The sequence below is a fragment of the Phenylobacterium sp. T106 genome, from assembly GCF_057219735.1.
Map to the genome: position 1 here is coordinate 567,258 of NZ_JBXVWA010000001.1, position 18,301 is coordinate 585,558.

General features: G+C 70.4%; 22 protein-coding genes and 2 tRNA genes. 5 read left to right on the forward strand and 19 right to left on the reverse strand.

The window, feature by feature from the left end:
* Positions 1-211: 211 nt before the first annotated feature.
* From AC2D8W_RS02775 to murA, 10 genes are all read right to left on the reverse strand, one after another.
* A tRNA-Phe gene (locus AC2D8W_RS02775) sits at positions 212-287 on the reverse strand.
* 83 nt (positions 288-370) lie between these two features.
* The gene (locus AC2D8W_RS02780; RefSeq protein ID WP_484670222.1) at positions 371-541 is read right to left on the reverse strand and encodes a DNA gyrase inhibitor YacG; all 171 of its coding nucleotides are present in this window, start codon (positions 539-541) and stop codon (positions 371-373) included.
* Complete coding sequence (locus AC2D8W_RS02785; RefSeq protein ID WP_484670223.1) at positions 538-1,578, reverse strand: ribonuclease E/G; 1,041 nt, start codon at positions 1,576-1,578, stop codon at positions 538-540. Before AC2D8W_RS02785 ends, AC2D8W_RS02780 begins: the two co-directional genes overlap by 4 nt.
* Positions 1,575-2,159 carry a Maf family protein gene (locus tag AC2D8W_RS02790; RefSeq protein ID WP_484670224.1) on the reverse strand — a complete coding sequence of 195 codons (585 nt, stop codon included), beginning with the start codon at positions 2,157-2,159 and terminating at the stop codon, positions 1,575-1,577. Before AC2D8W_RS02790 ends, AC2D8W_RS02785 begins: the two co-directional genes overlap by 4 nt.
* Positions 2,160-2,178: 19 nt before the next feature.
* On the reverse strand, positions 2,179-2,397 hold the full coding sequence (gene infA, locus AC2D8W_RS02795; RefSeq protein ID WP_111458197.1) for a translation initiation factor IF-1: 219 nt from the start codon (positions 2,395-2,397) through the stop codon (positions 2,179-2,181).
* Positions 2,398-2,519: 122 nt separating this feature from the next.
* Entirely contained in the window at positions 2,520-2,987 is a 468-nt protein-coding gene (locus AC2D8W_RS02800) for an arsenate-mycothiol transferase ArsC (protein WP_293480064.1), read from the reverse strand.
* Positions 2,988-2,993: 6 nt separating this feature from the next.
* Entirely contained in the window at positions 2,994-3,473 is a 480-nt protein-coding gene (locus AC2D8W_RS02805; RefSeq protein ID WP_293480062.1) for a UPF0262 family protein, read from the reverse strand.
* A gap of 121 nt (positions 3,474-3,594) precedes the next feature.
* Positions 3,595-4,881 carry a histidinol dehydrogenase gene (gene hisD, locus AC2D8W_RS02810; RefSeq protein ID WP_293480060.1) on the reverse strand — a complete coding sequence of 429 codons (1,287 nt, stop codon included), beginning with the start codon at positions 4,879-4,881 and terminating at the stop codon, positions 3,595-3,597.
* Positions 4,882-4,923: 42 nt separating this feature from the next.
* Positions 4,924-5,349: a DUF2948 family protein gene (locus AC2D8W_RS02815; protein WP_484670225.1), complete on the reverse strand. Its 426-nt coding sequence runs from the start codon at positions 5,347-5,349 to the stop codon at positions 4,924-4,926.
* Positions 5,350-5,351: 2 nt separating this feature from the next.
* On the reverse strand, positions 5,352-6,644 hold the full coding sequence (murA, locus tag AC2D8W_RS02820; protein ID WP_293480056.1) for a UDP-N-acetylglucosamine 1-carboxyvinyltransferase: 1,293 nt from the start codon (positions 6,642-6,644) through the stop codon (positions 5,352-5,354).
* A 336-nt stretch (positions 6,645-6,980) separates the two neighbouring features.
* Here murA and AC2D8W_RS02825 point away from each other — a divergent pair.
* From AC2D8W_RS02825 to AC2D8W_RS02835, 3 genes are all read left to right on the forward strand, one after another.
* Positions 6,981-7,055 (forward strand) — tRNA-Thr (locus tag AC2D8W_RS02825).
* A 196-nt stretch (positions 7,056-7,251) separates the two neighbouring features.
* Complete coding sequence (locus AC2D8W_RS02830) at positions 7,252-8,262, forward strand: MBL fold metallo-hydrolase (RefSeq protein WP_484670226.1); 1,011 nt, start codon at positions 7,252-7,254, stop codon at positions 8,260-8,262.
* Between the two features lie 35 nt (positions 8,263-8,297).
* Positions 8,298-8,903: a DUF2239 family protein gene (locus AC2D8W_RS02835; protein ID WP_484670227.1), complete on the forward strand. Its 606-nt coding sequence runs from the start codon at positions 8,298-8,300 to the stop codon at positions 8,901-8,903.
* Here the strand turns inward: AC2D8W_RS02835 and AC2D8W_RS02840 are convergent.
* The 4 genes from AC2D8W_RS02840 to AC2D8W_RS02855 are packed head-to-tail and all read right to left on the reverse strand — an operon-like array spanning position 8,849 to position 11,967.
* Positions 8,849-9,094 carry a hypothetical protein gene (locus AC2D8W_RS02840; RefSeq protein WP_484670228.1) on the reverse strand — a complete coding sequence of 82 codons (246 nt, stop codon included), beginning with the start codon at positions 9,092-9,094 and terminating at the stop codon, positions 8,849-8,851. The two genes, AC2D8W_RS02835 and AC2D8W_RS02840, sit on opposite strands and share 55 nt — an antisense overlap.
* A gap of 2 nt (positions 9,095-9,096) precedes the next feature.
* Complete coding sequence (locus tag AC2D8W_RS02845) at positions 9,097-9,402, reverse strand: hypothetical protein (RefSeq protein WP_484670229.1); 306 nt, start codon at positions 9,400-9,402, stop codon at positions 9,097-9,099.
* A 2-nt stretch (positions 9,403-9,404) separates the two neighbouring features.
* On the reverse strand, positions 9,405-10,397 hold the full coding sequence (locus AC2D8W_RS02850) for a hypothetical protein (RefSeq protein WP_484670230.1): 993 nt from the start codon (positions 10,395-10,397) through the stop codon (positions 9,405-9,407).
* A 37-nt stretch (positions 10,398-10,434) separates the two neighbouring features.
* Positions 10,435-11,967, reverse strand: a complete 1,533-nt coding sequence (locus tag AC2D8W_RS02855; RefSeq protein ID WP_484670231.1) for a hypothetical protein — start codon at positions 11,965-11,967, stop codon at positions 10,435-10,437.
* Between the two features lie 114 nt (positions 11,968-12,081).
* Between AC2D8W_RS02855 and AC2D8W_RS02860 the strand changes: the two genes are divergently transcribed.
* Together AC2D8W_RS02860 and AC2D8W_RS02865 are read left to right on the forward strand one after the other, a co-directional pair.
* A complete protein-coding gene (locus AC2D8W_RS02860; protein WP_484670232.1) occupies positions 12,082-13,761 on the forward strand; it encodes a glycosyltransferase family 4 protein in 1,680 nt (559 codons plus the stop codon).
* Positions 13,762-13,797: 36 nt separating this feature from the next.
* The gene (locus AC2D8W_RS02865) at positions 13,798-14,610 is read left to right on the forward strand and encodes an FkbM family methyltransferase (RefSeq protein WP_484670233.1); all 813 of its coding nucleotides are present in this window, start codon (positions 13,798-13,800) and stop codon (positions 14,608-14,610) included.
* 1,021 nt (positions 14,611-15,631) lie between these two features.
* Here AC2D8W_RS02865 and AC2D8W_RS02870 read toward each other — a convergent pair.
* The 5 genes from AC2D8W_RS02870 to AC2D8W_RS02890 are packed head-to-tail and all read right to left on the reverse strand — an operon-like array spanning position 15,632 to position 18,215.
* Positions 15,632-16,333 (reverse strand): glycine-rich domain-containing protein, encoded by a 702-nt coding sequence (locus AC2D8W_RS02870; RefSeq protein ID WP_484670234.1) that lies wholly within the window; start codon positions 16,331-16,333, stop codon positions 15,632-15,634.
* Positions 16,318-16,737 (reverse strand): hypothetical protein, encoded by a 420-nt coding sequence (locus AC2D8W_RS02875; protein ID WP_484670235.1) that lies wholly within the window; start codon positions 16,735-16,737, stop codon positions 16,318-16,320. The genes AC2D8W_RS02870 and AC2D8W_RS02875 overlap by 16 nt, the downstream gene beginning before the upstream one ends.
* 13 nt (positions 16,738-16,750) lie before the next feature.
* Complete coding sequence (locus AC2D8W_RS02880; RefSeq protein ID WP_484670236.1) at positions 16,751-17,341, reverse strand: hypothetical protein; 591 nt, start codon at positions 17,339-17,341, stop codon at positions 16,751-16,753.
* The gene (locus AC2D8W_RS02885) at positions 17,341-17,589 is read right to left on the reverse strand and encodes a hypothetical protein (protein WP_484670237.1); all 249 of its coding nucleotides are present in this window, start codon (positions 17,587-17,589) and stop codon (positions 17,341-17,343) included. The genes AC2D8W_RS02880 and AC2D8W_RS02885 overlap by 1 nt, the downstream gene beginning before the upstream one ends.
* A complete protein-coding gene (locus tag AC2D8W_RS02890) occupies positions 17,586-18,215 on the reverse strand; it encodes a phage adaptor protein (RefSeq protein ID WP_484670238.1) in 630 nt (209 codons plus the stop codon). Before AC2D8W_RS02890 ends, AC2D8W_RS02885 begins: the two co-directional genes overlap by 4 nt.
* Positions 18,216-18,301 lie beyond the last annotated feature (86 nt).

Sequence of the window (18,301 nt, forward strand, 5' to 3'; positions counted from 1 at the left end):
TCTCGAAAGGCGACCGCTCGTCGCGGGCTGATGCTGCGACGCAGCAATCTTTTGGAACACAGATTGCTCAAATGACAGGCGTTCTGCGGCCGGCCCGGCCGCCGCGGACCTGCCATAGCAGCCCTCGCGGCGCGCGATCACGCCCGTCCGGGATGGGGGCGCAGCCTCGATGGCGGCGCCCGGCGGCGCAGTGATGAGGAACCGTGGGAGATGGTGCCTGGGGGCGGATTCGAACCACCGACACGCGGATTTTCAATCCGCTGCTCTACCAACTGAGCTACCCAGGCCCGGGGTCCGCCCGCGCGGGAGGCGTGTCTATAGAAGAGCCGCTTTTGGAAGTCCAGCGACGCGGAGACAGGAATTTCGAGGCCTATTCGTCGGCCGCATCGCGGTCGGGCAGGCCCTCCTCCTCCTCGGCCGGGATGGCGTAGCTTCCCGACAGCCAGCGCTGCAGGTCGACGTCGGCGCAGCGGCGCGAGCAGAACGGCCGGTAGGCCGGATCCGGCGGCTTGCCGCAGGTCGGACACCTCGCTCCGCTCATGAGCGCGCCACGTCGAACTGCTCCCGCGGGCGCGCGGGATCGGGGCGCAGGTCGAAGCGGGCGCCGAAGCGATCGGCGAGAGCCCGGATCAGGGGGGTCGCGGCGGCGGCCACGTCGGGCGCGCAGGCCGCGGCGAGGCGTGCGCCGGGCTGGGCGGCCGCCTCGTCCTCCAGGCGCCGCACGAGGCGTTGCGCGAGGGTACGGTCGGTGAGCGCGCCGCGCGCGTCGGCCAGGCGCTCCGAGAGCGGCCGTGTGCGGCGGGGAATCGAGATCTCCATGGTCCCGAACCGTCCCACGGGTCCGATCGCCACCCCCGGATTGTCGGGTCCGAAGGCCTGCCGGGCGGCCGCCATCAGGGCGGCGCCGTCGTGGCCGCGGCCCACCAGGTCCACGATCACCAGCCCGCCGAGGCTCTTCAGGCGCAGCAGGCGCGCGGCCTCGGACAGCGCCGCGAGGTTGCCCGCCCGAGCGGCCCGCTTGGCGTCGGCGCCCTTCCGCTCGCCGAGGTCCACATCGATGGCCGTCAGCGCCCGTGTGGGCTCGATGGCCACGGAACCGCCCCCCGGCAGCGGGAAGACGGTCTCCAGGGCCTCGGCCTCGGCCTCGTCGGCGGCGGCGCGCGCGGCGCGGCCCTCCACCAGGGCGGCGTCGCGGACCAGCGTGGTCAGGATGTCGCCGACGTCCGGCGGAGGCTGCAACAGGCGCGGCGCGCCCTCCCCCGCCCCGATCAGCCGTGCGGTCGCGAGCTTGCCCGCGCGCGGCTCGCCACGGATGTCGACCTCCACGGCCGCGCCGCGAACCGGCCGCTGATCGGGCTTGAACGGCAGGATCGCCTTCTGGCCGCCCCCCAGGTCGAGGAACGCCGTGGCGAGCGCGGGCTCCACGTTCTCGACGCGCGCGACGAGGCGCGCGCCGAGCTGCAGCCGGGGATCGTCGCCGTCTCGCTGCAGGATCAGGCGCTCGGGGCGACCGTCGAGCGTCACGACGCCTCGCGTTTCGCCGACGCTCCTGTCGAGGAAGATGCGGCGGGCGCTCATGGGCGGCGGAACCCCAGGCCATCGAGCAGGCTCGCCGCCTCGTGGAGGGGCAGTCCCACGACGCCCGAGTAGGAGCCCTGGAGGGCGATGACCATCGCGCCGGCGCGGCCCTGGATGGCATAGCCGCCGGCCTTCCCAACGCCCTCCCCGCTCACGAGGTAGGCCTCGACGTCCGAGGCGCTCAGGCGCTTGAAGTGGACCCGGGTCTCCACCAGCCGCCGCGCCGTCCGCCCGCCCGGCGCGCACACCGCCACACCGGTGAGCACGCGGTGCGCGCGGCCGGAGAGCAGTTGCAGGCAGGACCTCACCTGCGCGTCGTCCTCGGCCTTGGGCAACACGCGACGGCCGACGGCGACCACTGTGTCGGCGGCCAGCACATGGGCGTCCGGCCAACGGGCGGCCACCAGCGACGCCTTGGCGCACGCGAGACGCAGCGCAAGCTGGCGCGGGGTCTCATCGGGTTGTGGGGATTCGTCGAGCTCCGCCGCGTCCACGGCGTCTGGAACCACGCCGATCTGACGGAGAAGGTCGAGCCGCCGGGGACTCGCGGAAGCCAGGACGAGGCGCTGCTGCGCGGGCAAGTCTCGCGCCTCGGTCTTGTCAGCGGACGCGGAAGGTGATGCGGCCCTTGGTCAGGTCGTAGGGCGTCATCTCCACGAGCACCTTGTCGCCGGCCGACACCCGGATGCGATTCTTGCGCATCTTGCCCGCCGTATGGGCGATGATCTCGTGGTCGTTCTCGAGCTTCACCCGGAACGTCGCGTTCGGCAGCACTTCGCTGACCGTACCCGGAAACTCGAGCAGTTCTTCCTTCGCCATGCGGCTCCTTGGTCCTTCCTCGACTTCACATACGACGACGGCTCGCGCCGTCTGGCTGCGAGCCGCAATCTGCGACGCCGAATATAGCGCATCGGATGGGGGCAGGTCGATACGGCGCGGCCTCAGCCGCCAAACCGCTCCCGAATGCGGGCCGCGAGCCCGTCGCGGACCTGCCGATACGCCTCCAGCCGGTGCTCGCGGGAGCCCTCCACGAGCGTCGGATCCATCGTGGGCCAGTACTCGATCTCGGCGTCGCGGCCGCGGGCGATCTCGATGGCGCGGTGCTGCGCTTCGGGAGTCAGCGAAATGACCAGGTCGAAGGAATCGTCCTCGAGGTCGTCGAAGACCTTGCAGCGATGGCGCGCCAGGTCGACACCCAACTCCTGCATCACCGATGCGGCCAGGGGATCGACCTCCATCTCGTCCTCGTCCGGGTCGAAGCTCGCCCGCTTCAGGCCGCAGCTGTCCACGAAGATGCGCGTGCCGGCGATCAGCTTCAGCAGCGCCTCCGCCATCGGCGAGCGCACCTGGTTGAAGTTGCAGCAGAAGAGGACCGCATCGGGCTGGCGTTTGCCGGGTTGGTCCGACATGCCCCATCAACCTCGCCAGTGGAGGGCGCAGATGAGGGTGAAGAGCCGGCGCGCCGTGTCGAGGTCGGTCTCGATCTTGCCGCCCAGACGCGTCTGCAACAGCTCGGACGCCTCGTTGTGCAGGCCGCGTCGGCCCATGTCCAAGGCCTCGATCTGCTGCGGCGTCGAGTTTCGGATGGCCTGGTAGTAGCTGTCGCAGATCATGAAGTAGTCCTTGATCAGCGTCCGGAAGGGCGACAGCGACAGGATGTGGCGGCGCTCGTACGAGGGCCCCTTGATGTCGAGCACCAGCCGGTTCTCCAGCAGGCCCATGCGCAGGTCGTAGGGCCCCCCGTCGGCGCCCTCGGGATGGAAGTAGTTCTCCTCCAGCAGATCGAAGATCGCGATCTGACGCTCCTGCTCCTGGTCGCGCGAAACCGCGGCGAGCGACTCCTCGTCGAGCTCGACCGACTGCAGGCGGTGCGTCTTCTTCAGGTCTTCGGCCATGGTCCCACGCGGAGCTTTATTGCAAACCGGGGGCTCCCGTCATCCCGCCTCCGCAGAAGCTGGGCCTTGGACATGGAAAAAGCCCGGCTTCGCCGGGCCCCGGGCTGTCGGGCGCGGCCGGCTAGCGGCCCTGCCCCAGCCGGATCGCAGCCGAGCGCGCGTGCGCCGGAAGCCCCTCGGCCTCGGCCAGCGTGATGGTCGCCTGGGCAAGGGCGGCGAACGACTCCGGATCGCACCGCACGATCGAGGTCCGCTTCAGGAAATCGTAGAGGGACAGCCCCGACGAAAAGCGCGCGGCGCGGCTGGTCGGCAGCACGTGGTTCGAGCCGGCCACGTAGTCGCCCACCGCCTCGGGCGCGTAGCGGCCGAGGAAGATCGCGCCTGCGTGCCGCACCCGGTCGGCGAGCCGCTCGGGCTGGTCCAGCGCGAATTCCACATGCTCGGGGGCGATCTGGTCGACGAGACCCGGGCTCTCGTCCAGCGGCGCGATAATGACGGCGCCGTGGTCGCGCCACGAAGCCGCCGCGTCCGCCCCGGTCGCCAGCGCGGAGAGCTGCTCGGCCACCGCCGCCTCGACCCGGGCCGCGAACGCCTCGTCGTCGGTGATGAGGATGGATTGGGCGGCGGGATCGTGCTCGGCCTGCGAAAGAAGGTCCGCGGCGATCCATTGCGGATCGTTCGCGCCGTCCGCGACGACCACGATCTCGGACGGCCCCGCCAGAGCGTCGATCCCCACCGTGCCGTAAACCCGCCGCTTGGCCGCGGTGACGAAGGCGTTGCCGGGGCCGACGATCTTGTCGACGGGGCGGATGGGTCCCGCGCCATAGGCCAGGGCCGCGACAGCCTGCGCGCCGCCGACACGCCAGATCTCGGTGACGCCCGCTTCCTGCGCAGCCGCGAGGACGGCAGGCTGCAGCCGTCCGGGCGGCGTCACCATGGCGATCCGCTCGACGCCGGCCACGGCCGCGGGCACGGCGTTCATGAGCACGGTGGACGGATAGGCCGCGCGGCCTCCAGGCACGTAGATGCCGACCGCCTCCAGCGGCCCCCATCGCCAGCCCAGCTCCACGCCGGCCGCATCCGTGAAGCGCTGGTCCGCCGGCCGCTGCCGCTCGTGGTAGGCGCGGATGCGCGCAGCAGCGAAGGCGATGGCCTCGCGCACCTCTGCGGGGCAGGCCTCGGCGCCCCTGGCGATCTCCTCGGGGGTGACCCGCAACGTCGCCTCGGTCAGCTCGACGCGATCGAACTCCCGGGCAAACCGCAGCAGCGCCTCGACGCCCTCCTGCCGGACCGCGGCGAGCACATCCCGCACCAGGGCGTCCACCTCTTCGGGCGTCTCGCGGCGCTCGGCGATGAAGGCGGAAAAGGCGTCCTGAAAACCGGGGTCGGAGGCGTGGAAGCGGCGCATGGCGCGCTCTCATAGCCGCGCGCGGCGGCCAAGGCCATCGCGTCAGTCGGCGTGCTTGGGCGCGCGCGGCGTCGGCCAGGGTTCCGAGACGTCGGCCAGGACCGCATCGATGCATTCGACCTCGGCGCGGAGATCCCCGCCGCCGGCGAAGCTGAGGGTCAGCACGCCGCCCGGCGCCTCGCCCGCATCGAAGCGGATCGCCAGCAGCTCGAGCACGGCGTCCTTGCGGTCGCGCCGGATCTTCCTGGCCTTCAGGTCCAGCACGCCGCCGACCTGGAACGCCGAGCGCACCCGCTGCCGCGTCCCTGCCTCCCAGCGGTACCGATTGAAGGCGATCGTCAGGCGCCGCGCCCGGGCTTCAAACGAGACGTCGCCCACCTTGGCCACGGCGTCCTGCAGCGCGGCCGAGATCACGGCCAGGTCCTCTTCGTCCTCGGCCAGCAGTTGGAGCTGCCCCGTACCGGTCATGCCTACTCGACCTCTTCCGCGCCGTCGCCCTTGAGGCGCCGGACCTGCGCGCCACATGCGCCCAGCTTCTCCTCCAGGCGCTCGAAGCCGCGGTCCAGATGGTACACCCGGTTCACGACCGTCTCGCCACGCGCCGCGAGGCCCGCGATCACGAGGCTGACAGACGCCCGAAGGTCGGTGGCCATCACCTGAGCGCCCTCGAGCGCCGCGACGCCGCGAACCCTCGCCTCGCCGCCCTGCACCGAGATATCGGCTCCGAGGCGGCGGAGTTCCGGCGCATGCATGAACCGGTTCTCGAAAATGGTCTCGCGGATCACGCTCTCGCCCTCGGCCAGGGTCATCAGCGCCATGAACTGCGCCTGCAGATCGGTGGCGAAGCCGGGATAGGGGTCGGTGGTGAGCTCGACAGCCTTCAGCCGGCCGCCGCCGCGCTTCACTGTCAGGCCGTCCGCGTGGGACGTCACGTCCACCCCCGCTTCGACCATCTTGTCGATCAGCGCCTGGATGAAGTCGCTGCGGGTCTTCGTCAGCCGCACCTCGCCGCCGGCCATCGCGGCGGCCAGCGCGTAGGTGCCCGTTTCAATCCGGTCGGGCAGCACCGCATGGGTCGCGCCGGACAGGCGGCTCACGCCTTCGATTCGGATCGTGGGAGTCCCCGCCCCCGTGACCTTGGCGCCCATCTTGTTCAGGCAGTCGGCCAGGTCGGTGATCTCAGGCTCGCAGGCCGAGTTCGTCATCACCGTTTCGCCATCGGCCAGGACCGCGGCCAGCAGCGTGTGCTCGGTGGCGCCGACCGAGACGAAGGGGAAGTCGATCTGGCCGCCCTTCAGGCCCCGCGGCGCCTGCGCGTAGACGTAGCCCTCATGCAGGTCGATCTTGGCGCCCAGGGTCTCCAGCGCCTTCAGATGAAGGTCCACCGGCCGGGCGCCGATCGTGCAGCCGCCGGGCAGTGAGACCTTCGCCTGCCCGCTCCGCGCCAGCAGCGGTCCCAGCACGTTGAACGAGGCGCGCATCTGCCGGACCAGGTCGTACGGTGCAAATCCGCTCACGATCTCCGGCGTCGTCAGAAGCGTCTCCGGCCCGTCGGCCCCCTCGGACTCGGCGACCTCGACGCCCAGTCGCTGCAGCAGCCGTCCCAGGAACCGTGTGTCCGCGAGCCGGGGCATGTTCGTCAGCCGCAGGGGCTCTTCCGTGAGAAGGCTCGCGGCCATCAGCTTGATGGCAGAGTTCTTGGCGCCGCTGATGGGGATCTCCCCCTCCAGCCGAGCGCCGCCGGTGATGGCGATGCGATCCAATCGGTGTCCTAACGAAGCCCGTGCGGCCCGCGTCCCTCGCGCGGTCCATCTGCGCCGCTATCTAGCGTGCCCCGCGCGAACGCGCCAAGCCGTCAATCCGTGGAGGTTTCGCGCGGCTTCACAGGAGGCTGCGGTGCGGAGCCCGCCTTGCGGCGCCTGAGGTTGGCGCGCAACGCCTGGGCGAGTTGGGCCTCGCGGGATTCGCGCTGAGGGTTCTTGCCGTCCGGCGTCCTGGACATGGCCCGCAGGTGCGACCCCGAGGCCGTCGCCGTCAAGTCCGGCGGCGCGATTTGGGGCTTCACGCCGCGCGCGGCTCCCGCTATAGCGCGCGCCTTCGCCGCCGTAGCTCAGTGGTAGAGCGCATCCTTGGTAAGGCTGAGGTCGGCAGTTCAATCCTGCCCGGCGGCACCATCGGAAGGGTCCGGATCAGGTCCGGGCCCTTCCGTCCAGCCATGAAGCCCTTTCATTTGACCTCGAGGCCGGAGCGGTCTCGGCTTCCCGCGTGATCCGGATACGCGCTCCCTTCGCCGTCGCCTGCCTCCTTCTTGCCCTCGCCGGCCCCGGTCTGGCTGAGTCGACCGCGCCGGACGGCTATGTTCAGGAGGCCGTGTCGGTTGACCCGCGTGTCTGGGTGCTCATGCAGCCGACGTTCCAGGTGCAGCCGGCCGGCAATGTGACCGTGATCGAACAGGCCGACGGGCTGGTGCTGGTGGACACAGGTGGCTCGCCGGGCGCCGGGCGCCGGGTTGTCGAGACGGTCAGGCGACTGAGCTCCAAGCCCGTCAAGGCGATCGTGATCACCCACTGGCACGGCGACCATCCCCAGGGCCTGTCCGAGATCCTGAAGGCCTGGCCAGCCGCGCGCACCATCGCGACCCGCGCGACGCAGAGCCACCTGCGCACGGCGAAGACCATGAACACGCCGGCCGCGCCCGACGCGGCCGCGAACGCCGCCCTGCAGAAGAGCCTGCAGGACTTCATCCCCTACGTGCGCCGCATGGGTGAAGAGGCGAACACGGCGGAGGAACGGGCGGGCTGGGCCGCGTCGGAGCGGCTCATGCGCCAGTACGCGGTCGACATGGACGGCGCGGTGACGCTGTCCGTGTCCGAGGGGTTCGACGTGCGGCTTGACCTTCCCGACCCGCAGACGCCGGTCGAGGTGCTCCATCTTGGCCGCGCGAACACCGACGGCGATGCGGTGGTGTGGCTGCCGCGCCAGAGGATCCTGGTGGCCGGCGACATCGTGGTCGCCCCCGTCCCCTTCGGCTTCGGCAGCTACCCCGCCGACTGGATCGGGGCGCTGGGCAGGCTGCGGGCGATGGACTTTGCGACGCTGATCCCCGGACACGGGCCCCCGCAGCGCGACCGCGCGTACGTCGACCGGCTCGTGGCGGCGCTTGCCGACATCCGCGCCCAGGTGAAGCCCCTCGCCGACTCCGGACGCACGCTCGAGCAGGTGCAGGCGGCGGTCGATCCCAGCCGCCAGATGCGAGCCTTCGTCGGCGACGACCCCTGGCTCCGGCGATGGTTCCGTCAGTACTGGGTCACGCCGATCGTCGCCTCCGCATACAAGGAGGCCCGCGGCGTCCCTATTGTGCAGAGCCTCAGCGGCGAGTAATTATATCCGGGTAATAAAATCTCGGAGTCTGCGGCATGGGCGCCAGCCCCACCTTCACGGCGTTTGCCGGTTCTCGCCGTCACGCAACGGGCGGCCTGTCCGACATCGCCAGGGCCGCGGCTCGTCCCGACGCGCCGCATGTCCTGGTGTTCGACGACGAAACGGGACGCGTCGTGGATCTCGAGCTGCGCCATGGCCCCGACGGCGCCGTGGCCGAGTATGAAGCGCGCGCAAAGCGGACCTCGCCGCCTGGCGTCCAGAAAGGACGGGGGCGTCCCCGCCTTGGCGTCGTCGCCCGCGAGGTGACCCTCCTGCCCCGGCACTGGGACTGGCTGGCGCAGCAGCCGGGCGGCGCATCGGCCGCGCTGCGCCGCCTCGTCGAGGAGGCCCGCCGCACGTCCGCGGGCCCGGACCGCCGCCGGGCCGCCCAGGAGGCGGCCTATCGGGTCATGACGACCCTGGCGGGCGACCTGCCGGCCTATGAAGATGCTGTCCGCGCGCTCTACGCGGGCGACGCCGCCGCGTTCGCCGCCCACATGGCGCCCTGGCCGTCCGACATCTCGGACTATGTGCAGCGACTCGCCGGTCAGGCGTTCGCCCCGCCTGCCGGGGCGGAGCCCACCGCCGGCGCCGCCGGCTGACCCCGGCACTCGATGCTGAACGTGAAGCTGGCGCCCACGCCCAAGCCGCCTTGATAGCGCCGCTCGCACAGCGAGATATGCTCCCCGAGCGCTTTCAACACCTCGGCGTTCGAGGGGCCGCCCGCGATAGGCAGGCTCATGCAGCCGCTGACCGCCACGGCGATCGCGATCGTGATCAGGCGTCTCATCATGGTCATTCCTCCTTTGCTGCGGGGAGCCACAGGTCGACGGCTTGGCCCGTGCAGGCGGCGGCCTGGACGGCTGTCGCCCCGCCGGCTTCCAGCCGCTCGAGCCGCGCCCCGGTCACGGTCCAGACCTGCGCCAGCGCCCAGGCCAGCAGGGCCACCACCAGCCCCCAGGTGCGGCTCTTCAGCCCTTCGACGGCGCGCAGGGTCGAAGCGGCGGCGGCCTTGATCTCGCCCAGCCGTTCCTCGCAGCGCGCCTCGTGGTCGCTCAGCCTCTGCTCCAGCATCGCCAGGCGTTCGGACTGCGTCGCCATGGCTAGCCCGCCCCGCCGGCGGTGACCCCGGCTTTGACGGAGGCCCCTTTGGTCTTGCTGACGGTGTTTTCCGTCGTGGCGTTCTGCTCGCTCTGACCCGTGAACAGGCCGATGGGCAGGTTGTTGAGGAGGCCCACGATCTGCTGGGCGGACGTCATGGGCGCCTGAAGCTGCTGCTGCTGGACGTTGCGGAGCGCGTCGCCGGCGCTCAGCTGAGCCGTGATGTTGGCGCGCTGGTTGGCCGCGTCGGTCTGGGCGAGATTCGCGAGCTGGCCCGCGGCCTCGAGTTGCTGCTGCTGGCCCTGGAAGCCGAAAGCGGCCTTCTGCGCCCGGTCCTGCAGCGCCGTCTGCGCATTCGCGATCCGGGCCTGGGTGGCCCGCTCGGCGTCGCCCGCCGCGGCCCCCAGGGCCGTCTGGTAGGCCTGCGACCGCAGTCCCGAAAGCGTGGCGGCCCGCGCCCGCGCCAGCTCGCCCTCGGTCATGCTCTGGGTGAGCGCTGCGCCCGAACCGCCGAACGCGCCCGAGCTCGCCAGGTCCAGCGCCTGCTGGGCCCGCACCTGGCCGGCATGGGCGTCGAAGTCCGCCGCGCTCGAGTCGACCACCTGATCCAGGTACGGATTGAGGTACCGGCCGACCCAGTCATAGGCCTTGCCGCCCGAGGCGAACGGGGTGTCCGCCTGCATCAGCGGCTGGGTCCAGGCCGTGTTGGCCGCGCCCTGGGTCAGGTTGCGCGCCTGCTGGAACTCGGCCGGCGCCCCGCTGAGCGCGCCCGCTGCGGCGCCCGCCTGCTGCTGCAGGCCGTGCGCCGGCGCGACGAAGCTGTTGGGATCCTGGCCCAGCAGCTGGTCCACCCGCCCCGCTGCGCCCTGCACGGGACCGACGGCCCAGTCCGGCACGATGGGCGTCCGGGCGCCCGTGAACGTCCCCGACTTGTTTGTCTTGGTCTTGCTGGTCTCTGCGCTGCCGGAAAGGCTGAAACCGAATGGCGCCGACATTCACACCTCCTGAAACTGCTGATTGGGTTGCGCGCGCTCAGAGCCGCCCGGCCGGCGCGCCGTCGAAGGTCGGCTGCCCGATCCGGCAGCCCGTGGGCGCGCTCTCCCCCGAGAACCGCAGCCGGAAGAGCCGGCCGCTGAGCAGCAGGTCCGCCTTCGGATCCCGCGGCGCCATCGCCACCGACTGCGCCACGGCCGTCGGGTCCTGCGGATGCAGGCGCGCCGCGGCGGTCACGGTCACCGCACCGATCTGGTCCTTGAAGTCGGGCCAAAGCCCCCGGACCAGCAGCGTCGCCTCGGGATCGAGGTAGCTGTCGGCGGTTTCGATGAACCAGGCGAAGGCGCCGCCGTCCGCCGAACGGCCCTTCTCGTGCAGGAACACCGAGCCGTCCGCGGCCGCGGCGATCGGGTAGGCCGAGGGGCCCGCGTCCACGAAGGCCGTGCGCGCCATGAGGCCTCGATGCCAGGCGCCCGCGTCGAGGCCGCTGAGCGCCAGCGCCAGGTAGCGGCTGTTCTCGTAGCCGTCGCGCCGGTCGGGATAGTCGAAGCGGATCTCCGAGAACTCGGCGTTGGATGACGCGACCACCTTGTCGCCCTGGCTCGCGGCCAGTTCCTCGGCGAAGTCGCGGCGGATCGGGCACGCCAGCGGCTCGGGCTGCCCGCCCGGGGCGTAGCTGTAGAACTGGCGGTCGGGGCTCGCCCAGAACGCCGTCTGCCCCACCACCACCGCCGCGTTCGGCCCGATGAGGCCGCAGTTGCGGCCCACCCGCTCGAAGCGCCACGGCTGGTTCAGCGCCCCGACGAACGAGCCCAGGAACAGCGCGTCACCGGTCCACACCAGCAGGTAGGGCCCGCACATGCGGCCGCCCACGATCCGCCCGCCGCCGGTCAGGACGTACTCGCGGGCCGTCGAGCCGCTCGCGCTCGTGCTCCACTGGGTGTTGTTGCGGATCGAGGAGTGCCGGATGCACAGCGGGTTGAAGACGCCCGAGACCTCCTCGTTGCACCCTAGCGCGAAGACCTGGTAGCCGCCGTTCAGGGGCGCCACGAGCATGTGGGTCACGTTGGCCGGCGCGTTCGCGAGCGGCTGGGCCGGCTGCCCCGTGTCGTTGGTCCAGGCGAAGATGGTCTGGTTGCGAGGGCTCGCCAGCAGCTGCTGCCCCCAGGCGCCGAACGACCAGGTCAACGGAAAGTAGTCGGTGGTCGAAGGCAGGCCGTAGCCGCCCACGCCGTAGCCGCCGGTGCCGAAGCCCGCCGACCCGGCGCCGTCCACGGCGCCGGCCGTGAACCCCGACGCCGGCCTGATGTCGAACAGCTGGCCGCCGCGCCAGAGCTGCAGGCGGCTGTGCGTCCCGAACGCGATGTCCAGGACGCCCTGGTTGTCGGTCCACGGGAAGACCGCGCGGCAAACGCCCGTCAGCGGCTCGCTCATCAGCCGTTCCCAGCCGCCGATCGTCTCGGGACGGCCCAGGCGGAAGCGGACGTTCGAGCCGTCGGCCCAGCGACCGCCGGCCGCGTGGGACGTGTCGTCGCCGTTCAGCCCCGGCGGGAGGTCGAGGGGGATCTTCATCGCGTTCTCGCTGTGCTTGAGGCCGCGGGGCTGCACCCCGCCCGCAGCGCTTGTGTCCGGCGCGCCGAGGCTCCATTGATCCGCGTCCCGATCAGCCGACGCTCAAGGTTCCCGGTGTCCGACGCCCCGCCCGCTACCGCTGTCATCCGCGCCGAACCCGACGGCTACGACATGGCGAAGGTGGAGCTGATGGGGCGGCAATCGGCCGGCGCAGGGTTCCTGCGCGCGGCCGTCCAGGGGCGCGGCGAAAGCCCCGTCTACGGCTACTCGCCCGTCGCCAGCTCGGCCGAGGGCTTCAAGGCGATGGTGCGGGCGATCGATCCGTCCGCGCCTTTCGAGTGGATCCCCTCGCCGCAGCTCGAGCGCGTCGCCAGGGTGGGCGTCCTCTACCTCGCCGACTCCACGGTCGCGACGCACGCCCGCACCCGCATCCGGGCCGGCCTGGCGTCCTACTCCGTCTGCGGCGTCACCCACACCACCGCCAGCACCACGGCGATGGACGAGATCGTGAACCTCCTCCGCGAGCCGGTGGCCCCGTGGGACGCTCTCGTCTGCACCTCGACGTCCGTGATCGAGACCGTGCGCCGGCTCCACGAGCTCGAGCGCGACTACCAGCGCTGGCGTTTGGGCGTCGACGTGACGCCCCGGCTTCCGCAGCTGCCGCTGATCCCGCTGGGCGTCCACTGCGACGACTTCGCATTCGACGAGGCCGCCCGCGAGGCCGGGCGCGCCGCCCTCGGCCTGTATCCTGACGAGGTCGCCGCGCTCTTCGTGGGCCGCCTCGTCTACCACGCCAAGGCCCACCCCTACCCGATGTTCAAGGGCCTCCAGGCGGCGGCCGAGCGCACCGGGCGCAAGATCGCGCTCATCATGGCCGGCTGGTTCCCGAACGACTCCGTGGCCAACGCCTTCAAGGCCGGCGCGCGCGACTTCGCGCCCGACGTGCGCGTCCTGTGGATCGACGGCCGCCGTCGGGACCTCCGCGACCAGGCCTGGGCCGGCGCCGACGTCTTCGTCTCGCTCTCCGACAACATCCAGGAGACCTTCGGCCTGACGCCCATCGAGGCGATGGCCGCGGGGCTGCCGGTGATCGTCAGTGACTGGGACGGGTACAAGGACACCGTCCGCCACGGCGTCGACGGCTTCCGCGTCCGCACGATCGCCCCGGCGCCCGGCGCGGGCCAGGCGCTGGCGCGCGGCCTCGAGACCCACTCGCTCAACTACGATCACTATTGCTGGGCGGCCGCCCAATCCACCGCCGTCGACATCGCCGACTTCACCGAGGTCTTCTCGCGGCTGGCCGGCGACCCCGAGCTGCGCCGCCGCATGGGCGAGGCCGGCCGCGCCCGCGCGCGCCAGCTCTACGCCTGGCCCGTCGTCTACCGCCAGTACCAGGACCTTTGGGCCGACCTGAACGCCCGCCGCCGCTCGGCCGGGACCGACCCCGCCCTGCAGGCCTGGATCCAGGCGGCCCCCAGAGCCGCCCCCGCCCGCGCCGACCCCTTCCACGCCTTCGGCCACTACCCGACGGAGACGCTGGGCGCGGACAGCATGCTGCGGGCAAGGACCGGAACCTCAGTCTCGGACCTGAGGACCCTTGTTGCGCATCCCCTCTTCGGTTTGCTGTCGTCGCCATCCAGTTCTCTGGAGAACGTCCTTACGGCTCTGATCGACCAGCCCGCGACGATCCATACGGTCGCAGCTAAGCTGAAGGCCCCCGTCGCCCTGGTTGTCCGGTCAGCCGCTCTGCTGACAAAGCTGAACCTCATTGACGCGGCTCCCGCCGGCTCGTGAACACGGCCCGCCAGGCAGTTGCGTGAAGGTGAGCCCATGATCGACGTCGCCAACGCCTATGGGTTGCGATTCTACGTCCCCGCTGCGGACACCGCAGTCGGCGCATGTCTCCGGGACTACGGGGAGTTTGCCCGCCCTGAGCTCGACCTGATCTGCGACCTTTGCAGCGGGGCCTTCATCGATGTCGGCGCCAACATCGGCGCGATCTGCCTGCCGTTTGCTCAGCGAAACCCACAATCGCAGGTCCTCGCCATCGAGGCGCAGCCTGTCATCGCAGACCTGCTGAAGCGAAACGCCACCGAGAACGGGCTCTCGAATGTCACCTGCATCAATGCAGCCGCGGGAGAAGTCTCCGGCACGATAGAGGCGCCTATATTCGACCTGCATTCGACTGGGAATGTGGGCGCGTTTTCCTTGTACTCTGGCGAGGGAGATCGCCGACCTATCAACATGATCACACTTGATGAGTGCGCGCCTCCCGATAGCCGTTTTGTGAAGATCGACGTGGAAGGGTTTGAAGGCCGGGTGCTTGCCGGCGCTGAGCGGCTGGTAGCGGAGGTACGCCCGTCATGGCTAGTGGAGGTCTCTCGCCAGCGAGGCGAGACCGCACATGCCGTCTTCAGTACCTTCAGGGAGCACGGCTACCGCCTGTACTGGTTCTTCTCTCCATTCCTGACCCGGAGACGAGAGCGCCGCTTGGACGAACGGCCCAAGTTGCGCGGCGATATCTCCGTCCTCGCCGTTGACGAACCCCCGGCCTGGCGCCTTTGCGAAGTCGGAGACGCATGGCCACGAGACGCGTCGGAGTTTCCTTATCTGGCCGACTACGGCATCTTCGGCGCCAACTAATCTCCATCCAAGGCGTCAGATGCCCCGTATCCGAGGCGACCTCGAAGAGCTGTGTATGCGCTCCAGGCGAAGTCTCCCTGTCGTGGTTGGGCCGACGGCCGCCTTGGCGAAACTGGGCGTCGAAGCCGCCTGCAACTGAAATTCCTAGGGCGCCGCGTTTCCAGCGGGGTAATCGACAGCGATGAGCGACAAGGAACGGCTGCTCCCAAAGAGCGAGCACTGGCGTGCTTCATTCCAACTTCTCGCGGAAGGAAACTACGAGCTCGGCTTTCGGCTCTATGAAACCCGCCCCATCGAAATGGGCGGACGCGGCGCCGGGAAGCCGCAGCTATCCGTCCCCGAATGGAACGGCGGCGAAATCCGCAGTCTCCTAATCCTGCCAGAGCAGGGGTACGGCGATCAAATCATGTTCGCTAGGTACGCGCCCATGCTCCGGAGGCGCGGCGTCCAGGTCACGATCATGTGCCATCCTAGGCTCGTACGACTCTTCGCGTCCCTAGGCGTTCCCGTCCTTTCCGCTCAGGGCCGCGTGGAGTTGCCACCCGTGGATGCTTGGGCGCTTGGCCCCTCGCTTCCCTACCTGTGTGGAACGCGTCTCGATACCATTCCACCGGCTCCCTACTTGAGCGCGCCACCCAGGTACCGCGGGCGAGTTGGTTTGATGCTCGCCGGCAATCCTGCCTACGCAAATGACCAGCATCGGTCGCTCAGTGAGGCGGAGATGGCAGAACTTAGGGCTCTGCCAGGCGCAATCGACCTGTCTCCGGAATCAACTGGTGCTTCTGATTTCCAAGACACAGCCGAGATAGTCGCGGGTCTGCAGGTTGTTGTGAGTGTGGACACAGCAGTGGCGCACCTCGCTGGCGCGATGGGTAAGCCGTGCATGCTGCTGCTGCCGGAACCAGCTGACTGGCGCTGGCTGCGAAACCGCACTGACAGCCCTTGGTACCCTTCAATGCGCTTGTTCCGGCAGAGCAAATTGGGGGACTGGACTACCCCAATTGGACAACTGAAGGCTGCCCTAGAAGCGGCGTACTAAGTACATGAGGACCTTCCCGGGCCCCCCCACACCTGCGGCGCTTAGGATAGTCGCATTGGAAGCGCCGCCAGCAGCAGGCGGTGCCGCATTGGCGGTTGCGAGAGCGGCGCTGTAGGGAAGTCCCGGCACGATGCTCTCGAAGCCTGCTTGACCGCCACCCCCGGCATTTGAGGAGAACGGCACACCACCCGCGCCACCACCGTCCTCGCCTGCAGCACCCGCGCCTCCTGCGGTGCCGCCAGCGCCGCCAGAACGGTTGGCATCACCATTGACGCCGACTCCTCCGCTTCGACCTTGGTTGCCACCCATTCCTCCAGTCGCCGTGACTACTAGGCCAGAGGGCAGTGTAACCGACGTCGAACCGCCGCTGCCGCTGGTGGGACCCGCACTCCCTCCGCTACCGATGACGATCGAAACTGACTGTCCTCGGCCAATGCGTGCTCTCTTGTAGACGCCGCCGCCACCACCTCCCGCCAAGTCACTAGCGCTAGACCCACCCCCACCGGCACCCCAAGCGAAGACAAAGAGCGTGCCTGAGTATCGCGCGGTGAAGGTTGCCGCGCCGGGCGTCACTGACTCGTAGACCTGAGCCAAGCGCAGAGACGCCCCCTCCTTCTTCCCCCCCATCCCCTGCCCCACAAGCCCCCGGAGCTTCTGTCCCGTCGCCATCAGTAGTCCGCCCATTCCGCGATGAAGCAGATGCTCTTGGCGATACCGGTGGCCACGTAGATCCGCTCGTTCGCCTGCAGGATCAGGGGGTTGTCGTCGGAATATCCGAAGTCCAGCGCCGCCGGCGGATCGGTGGCGCTCACGGTGTCGCTGGCGCAGGCGACGGTCGCAAACAGGTACTTGCTCGCGCCGGCGGTGCCCACGTCGCGGTACGCCTGCATGACGCCGGCGCCGCCCGTGGTCTCCTGCGGCAGCGCCACGAGCCGCGTCACGCGCCCGCCGCTGGCACCCGCGGTGACGAGCAGGGCCGTCCCACCGGGGTTGGTCGTCGGCGGAAAGGTCGCCTGCGCGGTGTTCACGACCGCCGCCGCCGACCTCGGCGTCTGCGGCGTCACGATGCTGTTGGGGGTCACGGGCATGTCGTTAGGCTCCTTAGAGGGCGACGGCGAACGCCAGGGCCAGGCCCCGCACGGCGCTCGCGTAGTCGCTGAGATCGGCTGTGGAGAGGCCCTGCCAGCTGGCGTTGACCCCGTCGGTCCGCACGAACTTGCCGGCGTTGCCGGCCTGGGCGGGCAGGCTCCCGGCGTTGTAGGACCAGGCCGTCGCGGCCACGTAGTCCTTGATCGACAGCCCGCCGTAGCCGGGCGTCTTCACCGCCGCGCCGTCCGTGGCGGCCCAGGCGATGTCGCCGGCGTCGATCGTCACCGTGGCGCCCGCACCGGTCGTCAGCGTCACCGGACCGTCGCAGGCGTTCCAGACGAGGTAGCTCTTGCTGACGGCCGGGATCGTCACGGTGAAGGGCCCCGCCCCGCCCGTGAACTTGATCATGGCCGCGCGCGCCTCGTCGTCGGGCGCATTGGCGATGGTGAGCGCCGCGTTCCCCGTCAGCGGCTTCGTCAGCCAGCCGGCGATGGCGTAGTCGGCGTGGGCGAGCACAGCGTTCAGCTTCTCGCCCCACAGGTTGATGTTCTCGCCGGTGAACTGCAGTTCGAACCGGAGCGATGGCGACCAGGAAGAAGGCATCAGACGATCACGGCTCCCGTGTCTTGGCGGATCCAGTGCGCCCCGTCCGAGTGGGCGAGGATGTTGAGGTCGGTGACGAGCACCAGGGTCTGCGGATGCTCCGCCGCCGGCGGCAGTGCGGCCGCGGCCAGGGCGAAGAGCGGCGTCGGCGCCGCCGGGTGCAGCAGCGCGGTCAGGGCGTCGTGGAACGACTTCAGGATCGCCCGCACGGCGTCCGGCGCGCCCGGTCCCACCGGCAAGGGCGTCACCAGCCGCTCCTTGCGCCGATCAGGTCGGGCAGCTCGCTGCGCAACCGGCCCGCGGCGCGGCTCCGCGCATCCTTGGCGTTGAGCTCGGCGATCGCGCGGTCCAGCCTGGCCTCGTAGGCCGAGGCCAGCTCGCCGTCCCGCAGGAAGGGGGCCGCCTCGCACAGGGTCGCGAAGAGGTAGACGTCGGGTCCGTCCGCCAGCAGCGCGTTGGTCCCGGCCGCATCGCTCAGCGCGAACGCCTTCAGCATTCTCAGGGTCAGGGCGTAGGCCTTGTCGGACGGCCGGTCGAAGGCGATCGCCGCGCCGTCCACGCTCCACGCCCCCGGTTCGCCGCGCAGCGACGAGGCCGCGATCAGGCTCGGGTCCAGGAACGGCAGCTCGACGCGCCCGTCGGTCTTCACGATCCACAGCCGCAGGGGCTCGGTAAACCCCGCCGGCAGCGGAACGGTCCTGGCGCCCGCCGTCGTGGTCAGCGCCACCTCGGCCTCGGCCAGGCGCGCGCGCAGCACGCGGTTGAGTCGCGCCTCCGCCAGCGCGATGAACTCCGGGATCCGGGCGGTGAGATCGCCGCGCACAAGCCAGTTCGCCGCCGCAGCCTTCAGCTCGGCGTAGGTCGTGATCGCCATGGACCAACCTCGCAGGTTCGATTGTGTGGGGCGCGGGACGCCGCGGCGCCCCGAAGGCCGGGTTGCGCGGCGGGCCTTTCCGGCCC